Source organism: Streptomyces sp. BE20 (genome assembly GCF_036322525.1).
Taxonomy (GTDB): Bacteria; Actinomycetota; Actinomycetes; order Streptomycetales; family Streptomycetaceae; genus Kitasatospora.
Map to the genome: position 1 here is coordinate 1 of NZ_JAQYWW010000121.1, position 362 is coordinate 362.

Genomic DNA, 362 nt, shown 5'->3' on the forward strand with positions numbered 1-362 from the left:
GCCCCAAAAACACCACCCAAAAAAACACAAACCCCCCACACACACCCAAAAAAAAAAAACCCCCCCACCACAAAAAAAACCACAAACAAAAACAAAAACAAAAAAAAAAAAACAAAAAACAAAAAAAAAAAAAAAAAAAAAAAACAAAATGAAATTATAACCAAAACACCCAAAAAAAAAAAAAACCAAACACCACAACCACCCACCCACAGACAAAAAAACAAAAAAAAAAAAAAAAAAAAAAAACAAACAAAAAACCCCCCCCCCCACAAAACCACACCCCACCCCCCCCAAAAAAAAAAAAAAACACCAAATCCAGCCCTCCAAAAACAACACCACACCATACAAAAAACCACACAACC

The 362-nt window shown here is 34.0% G+C and carries 1 protein-coding gene; it reads right to left on the reverse strand.

The features are described from left to right. Positions 1–154: 154 nt before the first annotated feature. A partial coding sequence (locus PUR61_RS44980) for a hypothetical protein (protein WP_329874506.1) occupies positions 155–362 on the reverse strand: 208 nt, incomplete at its 5' end.